Origin of the sequence: Saccharothrix sp. ST-888 (genome assembly GCF_000955975.1) — a bacterium.
GTDB lineage: Bacteria > Actinomycetota > Actinomycetes > Streptomycetales > Streptomycetaceae > Kitasatospora.
Map to the genome: position 1 here is coordinate 1 of NZ_JYJF01001164.1, position 223 is coordinate 223.

1 protein-coding gene is annotated in these 223 nt (G+C 71.3%); it reads left to right on the forward strand.

The window, feature by feature from the left end; genetic code table 11:
* Positions 1–223: ketoreductase domain-containing protein (locus UK12_RS36085; RefSeq protein ID WP_045307461.1), on the forward strand; the 223-nt coding region annotated here is incomplete at both ends.

The window sequence follows — 223 nt, forward strand, 5'->3', positions numbered from 1 at the left end:
GGCCGTTGACCGGGATCGTGCACAGCGCGGGCCTGGTCGCCGACAACTACCTGATCCGCAAGGACCCCGAGGAGCTCGCCCGGGTGCTGGCACCGAAGGTGCGGGGCCTGGTCAACCTGGACGAACTGAGCCGCGACCTGCCGCTGCGGGCCTTCGTCTGCTTCTCCTCCATCACCGGCGCGTTCGGCAACGCCGGCCAGGGCGACTACGCCGCCGCCAACGC